Source organism: Streptomyces sp. NPDC048269 (genome assembly GCF_040652395.1).
In the GTDB taxonomy this organism is placed as follows: Bacteria; Actinomycetota; Actinomycetes; order Streptomycetales; family Streptomycetaceae; genus Streptomyces.
Genome location: NZ_JBEZLW010000099.1, coordinates 1 through 5283, shown reverse-complemented (window position 1 = coordinate 5283; position 5283 = coordinate 1). Strand labels below are relative to the sequence as shown.

6 protein-coding genes are annotated in these 5283 nt (G+C 69.5%); 3 read left to right on the top strand and 3 right to left on the bottom strand.

The features are described from left to right. Positions 1-91: 91 nt before the first annotated feature. On the bottom strand, positions 92-409 hold the full coding sequence (locus AB0D48_RS36990; RefSeq protein WP_362407621.1) for a hypothetical protein: 318 nt from the start codon (positions 407-409) through the stop codon (positions 92-94). Between the two features lie 487 nt (positions 410-896). Between AB0D48_RS36990 and AB0D48_RS36985 the strand changes: the two genes are divergently transcribed. The 3 genes from AB0D48_RS36985 to AB0D48_RS36975 all read left to right on the top strand — a co-directional run bounded on the left by AB0D48_RS36985 (position 897) and on the right by AB0D48_RS36975 (position 3502). Next, entirely contained in the window at positions 897-1850 is a 954-nt protein-coding gene (locus AB0D48_RS36985) for a restriction endonuclease (RefSeq protein ID WP_362407618.1), read from the top strand. 260 nt (positions 1851-2110) lie between these two features. After that, entirely contained in the window at positions 2111-2947 is an 837-nt protein-coding gene (locus AB0D48_RS36980) for an alpha/beta fold hydrolase (RefSeq protein ID WP_362407615.1), read from the top strand. A gap of 36 nt (positions 2948-2983) precedes the next feature. Continuing rightward, positions 2984-3502, top strand: a complete 519-nt coding sequence (locus AB0D48_RS36975) for a histidine phosphatase family protein (protein WP_362407612.1) — start codon at positions 2984-2986, stop codon at positions 3500-3502. Between the two features lie 282 nt (positions 3503-3784). On the opposite strand, the gene AB0D48_RS36970 is transcribed toward AB0D48_RS36975, so the two are convergent. Continuing rightward, the gene (locus AB0D48_RS36970) at positions 3785-4069 is read right to left on the bottom strand and encodes a hypothetical protein (RefSeq protein ID WP_362407624.1); all 285 of its coding nucleotides are present in this window, start codon (positions 4067-4069) and stop codon (positions 3785-3787) included. 134 nt (positions 4070-4203) lie between these two features. Then, the gene (locus AB0D48_RS36965) at positions 4204-4803 is read right to left on the bottom strand and encodes an RNA polymerase sigma factor (protein WP_362407609.1); all 600 of its coding nucleotides are present in this window, start codon (positions 4801-4803) and stop codon (positions 4204-4206) included. Positions 4804-5283 lie beyond the last annotated feature (480 nt).

Below are 5283 nucleotides of genomic sequence, written 5' to 3'. Positions count from 1 at the left end.
ATCCGAAGCGAACGAGGCATCCGCTGGGGCGGCAGACCGCTACCCACAGCGGCCTGACCACCCAACCCGGCCAACCTTCCCGGTCACAGCACTAGACGTCGTGCCCGTGAGCGGTGAGCCATCGATGGACCGCAGCCTTGTCGGCGACGCTGATGCGCGCCGCATCTTCGGGAGCAGCGGGGCTCGGGCTCTCGTCCTCGTTGAACGCGGTATCGGTAACCCGGGCGATGACCCAGTCGGAAAGCTCCCGCGCGGCCTCAGAAGACAGGCGTCGCGACTTCCAGTCCCGGCTGCCCTCGGCTGCGGTGGGCGAGTGGTTGCGTGCCGCCTCAGCCAGCCACACCGGTACGAGGCGCTCGACCACCTGTTCGTCGGGCGAAGGGGAGGGGGCGTCCGCGGATTCGGTCATGGTGACAGCATGACCTCCTGAGAGGGGCCCCACTCGTCATCTCGACCGTACAGCCGCATCCTTCCGCCGCGCAGGGGGGTGCCGCAGCGCCACCGGGATCCGTCGTGGGCAGGCTCGACTCCTCCAGATGCCGCAGACGACCCGTTCCGCCGGGATGGTGGCCGACCAGCCGACACCAGCCCGCCCCCGCGGACGGCCCCGGCCCCGGGCCGGTCCGCGCAGTCGTCGCGCGTGCGCCGGCACCGCGCCGTGCACCCCGTGCGTGCTCCGATCGGACCACGGACGGGCTCAGCGGGGGAGCACAGCCCAGCTGTCGAGCGTTGCACCGTCGAAGGGAGTACTGCCCAGCAAACCTGGTAGGGGTCATGGGGGCGGACGGGCATCCGGGCACGGGCGGGGAGCGTCCGACTGGAGACAGCCCCAAGGCGTCCTGCGGGATCTGCCCGCAGATCCCCCAGGCACCCTACTGGGGCGGACCATCGTTGCCGTGTGGTACTTCATGTCCGTGACCAGAAGAAATCCCCGCTTCACGACAACAGATGCTCCGCCGGCCAGGCGGCAGATCCAGTCCTGGCAGGACGCCGAGCACAACGCCGCAGCATGGATGCGGCACTGGGGGTTCAGAGACGCTCAGGCCAAGCCCGGCGGCGCCGACGGCGGTATAGACGTGCGCTCACGCCACGCCTTGGGGCAGGTCAAGTATCAGGCCGCAGCGGTCGGTCGCCCGGAACTGCAGAACCTCTTCGGCGCCCGCGGACGCGACATGGACAAGCAGCTGCTCTTCTTCACCGGCAGCAGCTACGCCACGACCGCCCTCCAATACGCGGACACCAACGACATCGCTCTGTTCGTCTATGCCCTTGATGGGGCCATGGTCCCGGTCAACAAAGTCGCCCGACGCATTGGCAATCCACCGATCCCGGTGACGCCTCCGACTCCGGATGCTCGCTCTCTGCGCCTCACCGCGGTCACCACCACCGCCGGCACAGCCGCTCCACCACCCCCGGAACTTCCCCAAGCACGCGCCCAGATGCCGCCCGGAGGCGGTCGGATCGTCTTGGGGCTGATCCTGGCCGTCCCCGCCGTGATGCTTCCCCGCGCGTCCACGACCATTCCCTGGCCCAACACGACCGTGATGACCATCGGACTGCTGGTTACTCCCCTCGTCCTGATCTTCTGGGGCCTGGCGGAGAAGAACCGGCACAGCTTCGTGCCGACCGGCACCGGCTTGGTCCTCATCAACGTCGTATTGGGCTGGATGATGAACCGGCGAGTGTGGCACGAGAGTGCCGAAAACGTACGCATCACGCTCACTCTCACCCTTGTGATCCTTGTCGTTGCGCCCCTGTTGATCTGGCGGAATGCCCGAGCCCGCGCCCGGGCCGTGGCTGCTGCGGCGACTGCGGGCACCCAGGCGACGTCGGACTCCCGGGACAGCTGAACCAGTCGGGATCTTCCTGAGCCTCGGGCAGTAGTGGCGCCACGGTTGGTCGGTGCGGCCGCCCGTTCGGCACGCTTGCCGGCTGGCAGCGAGCCGGGTGGCAGAAGAACGGATATGCGTGCGGCTCGGGCCTGTCACACGGAGGGCGCGCCTCGCCGCTTCCCCCGTGGCACACCGCCCCTCGCCGGCGCGCTGTCCGGGGTAGGGCGGTCGTACGATCGATTCAGGGGTCCGGCAGACTCCCGAAAGAGACGCGCGGTATGAGGCCACAGGGACCACGAGGACCACAGGGACCGTACGTCGGCGGGGAGGGCCACTTCCTCCACCGCGGGGCACGGCTGGTCTTCGACGATGTGGGCGCGGGACCGCCGGCCGTGTACGCGCACGGCGGCTTCGTCAGTCAGGCCGTCGAGGACCGGATGGGCCTCTTCGACTGGACGCCGGTCTTGGACGCGGGTCGCCGCCTGGTCCGCTACGACGCGCGGGGGCACGGAAGGTCCACCGGCGGGCCCTCGGCCGCCGACTACACCTACCCGTCCCTCGCCGACGATTTCCTGGCTCTTCTGGGCCATCTGGGTGTCACCGAGGCCGTCGACGCGATGGGGGCCTCGATGGGGTGCGGCACTGTGCTGCACGCCGCGGTACGGGCGCCAGAGCGGTTCTCCCGGCTGGTCCTGCTCATCCCCCCGACTGCGTGGACGACGAGGGAGGCGCACGCCCGGGCCAACCGGGAGTCAGCCGAGACGGTCGCGCGGGAGGGGCTCGACACCTGGCTCGCCAAGAGGCGCCGGCAGCCCCCTGCAGTGGTGTCCGACGTTCCCGAGTTCCCACCGACGCCCGCGGAGGGGGTACTCCCGGCCGTCCTGCGCGGGCTGGCCCGGTCCGACCTGCCGTCGCCCGAGGACATCGCCCGGCTGCGCCTGCCGGCTCTTGTCCTGGCCTGGGCCGACGACCCTGGTCACCCCCTGTCCACTGCGCGGACGCTGGCTGCCGTACTGCCGGGGGCGGAGCTGCACGTGTCGGAGACGCGCGCAGACATCCGCACCTGGGGCGAACGCGTAGCGGAATTCCTGGTTGCCCCGCCCCGGCAGGGGTAGGCGCCGTCCGAAGCGCGGCCCGCGAGGAGGCATACGTTGTCCCGGAAGGATGAGCGCACATTGGTCCTCGTACGGCATGGAAAGGCCGTACCGAAGGACGTCGACGAGGATTTCGACCGCGCGCTGGCCGACCGGGGGCGGCACGACGCGCCCGAGGCCGGCCAGTGGCTCGCCGCATCAGGAGTCAGGGCCGACCTGGCCCTGTGTTCTCCCTCGCGGCGTACGCGGCAGACGTGGCAGCTGATGGTGCCGCAGCTGAGCGAGCCGCCACCCACCACGTACGAGGACAGGCTCTACAAAACCGGTCCGGACGAACTGCGGGCCGCCCTGGCCGAAACCGACGACGGCGTCGCCGGCCTGGTGCTGGTCGGGCACAACCCCGGCATCCACGAATTGGCCAGAACGCTGTGCGGGGATGGGCCGAAACATCTGGTGCGCCGGATCCACGACGGCTTCCCCACCGCAGCGGTCGTCGTTCTCGAACTGGCCGGCAGTTGGAAGAGCCTCACCGCCGGCGCGGGACGCCCGACCGCCATTTGGGCCCCGGGCGACTGACCTCGCCCCGGGCCGGCGGTCAGTCAGAGGTGGGTCTGCTCCCGCCGGTTCGGTCGGCCCGCGATGCACGACCGCCTTCGCGCGTCCGGCCGGCATGCGCTGCCAACTCCTGTCGGCGGTCAGGCGGACGGTGGCCCTGACCGAACATGGCAGATCGCGCGGGCCAGGCGGTGGCGGGACACTCCTGGCCGGTGAGCTGCCGACTCATCAAACGGCGGTAGATGTAGTCCACTGGGCTGACCAGGGGACCCGGCGCGAGGTCGCGTCGTGCGTTGCCGCCGGTCACCCCCGCGGGAACTCGTCCGTAGCCTTCGCCTCCGGGCGCGCCTTGGTGACGGTGCAGACGCCGTCCCCACACTGGCGCTCCAGACGGCCGCGGGAGATGGTCTGCGCCAGGCCGACCATCCAGCAGGTCGGGCAGCCGCGGAAGGCGATCAGGGCCAACGGGGCCGCAAGCAGGGTGGCCGGGCCGGCGACGGGCACCAGGGCGATCGAGCCGAGGATCAGCCCGAAGCCGATGGCGCCGCGAGCCAGGTGGCGCGGGACGGATTTGCTGGCGAAGTCCATCGCGGGCGCGGCGGACTGTCCGGTGGCCCGGGCCTTCGCGCCCTGGGCGGACTTCGCGGTGTGCGCAGTGGTTGCAGTGTTCGCAGTGGTCGAGGTGCTCGCAGTGGTCATGGTGCTCGCAGTGTTCACGGTCTTCACGCTCGGGAGTCCCCTCCGACTGGTTGGTCGATGGCTTGATCAGGTGCCTGATCGGTCGCTGTCAGTGAGTGACGCAGCGCTGCGCGTGCTCTGTGCAGCCGCGATTTCATCGCGGCGTCGCTCAGACCGAGCGAACGGGCGACGCTCTTGCCGGGCAGGCCCTGTACGTCCCGCATGATCAGGACCTGCCGCTGGTCACCGGGAAGAGCGCTGACCGCAGCCGCTATCCGCGCCACCTCCAGCCTGCGCAGCACCGCGTCCTCGGCGGACGGTTCCGCAGTCGCCTCCGGTTCGGCCGACGCCCCGTCGCTCCGCGAGACGAGCAGCCGTACCTGCCGGAGGCATTCGTTGCGCACGATCCGGAACATCCATGAGGCAAGCGCGCCAGTGGCCCGCAAGGTGCCGATCTTCCGGTAGAGGATGATCAGCGCCTCTTGCGCCGCATCCTCCGCGTCCTGCGGCGAGGCGCACAGCGATATGGCGAACTTGCGCACATGAGGCTGCGATTCCATGACGACGGTGGTGAGCGAAGTGACGTCGCCGTCCTGAGCGGCCCTGATCAGCCGCTCGTCCGGCCAGGGGAAGCGTTGGTTCATTTGCTACTCATATCCGTAAGGAGCCCCGCGCGGGCGCTGGTCAGCTTCGGCCCTTGTAGCGCCGCATCAGGTGCCAGCTGCACGCGCCCACGAGCAGGGCTCCGACCACTACAAGGCTGGTGACCATCATTGGTGTGTCCTCCCGGTTCTGCCGACCCGTTCGGCCGGTACACAGACAAGAGGCGGCGAGGTCCGGAAAGGATTCACTTCCGGCCGAGGTTTTTCTTTGAGCCGTACACGGCCCCGCGGCGAGCGCTGTTGACGGAGCAAGATCCGTCGTCGGTCATGTCGAGCGAGCAGACCAGAGGTGGTACTTGCGGCTGTCCGGCGTGCCGTGCTGGAGAAGGAGGGCGATCTCACGAAATGCAACCAAGTGGTGACCTGTTGTCACAGGCCCAGGGTGATGGCCATTCGGGTCATCTCGGCGGTGCTGTTGATGTTGAGCTTGGCGCGGATGCGGCGGAGGTAGGCGTCGACGGT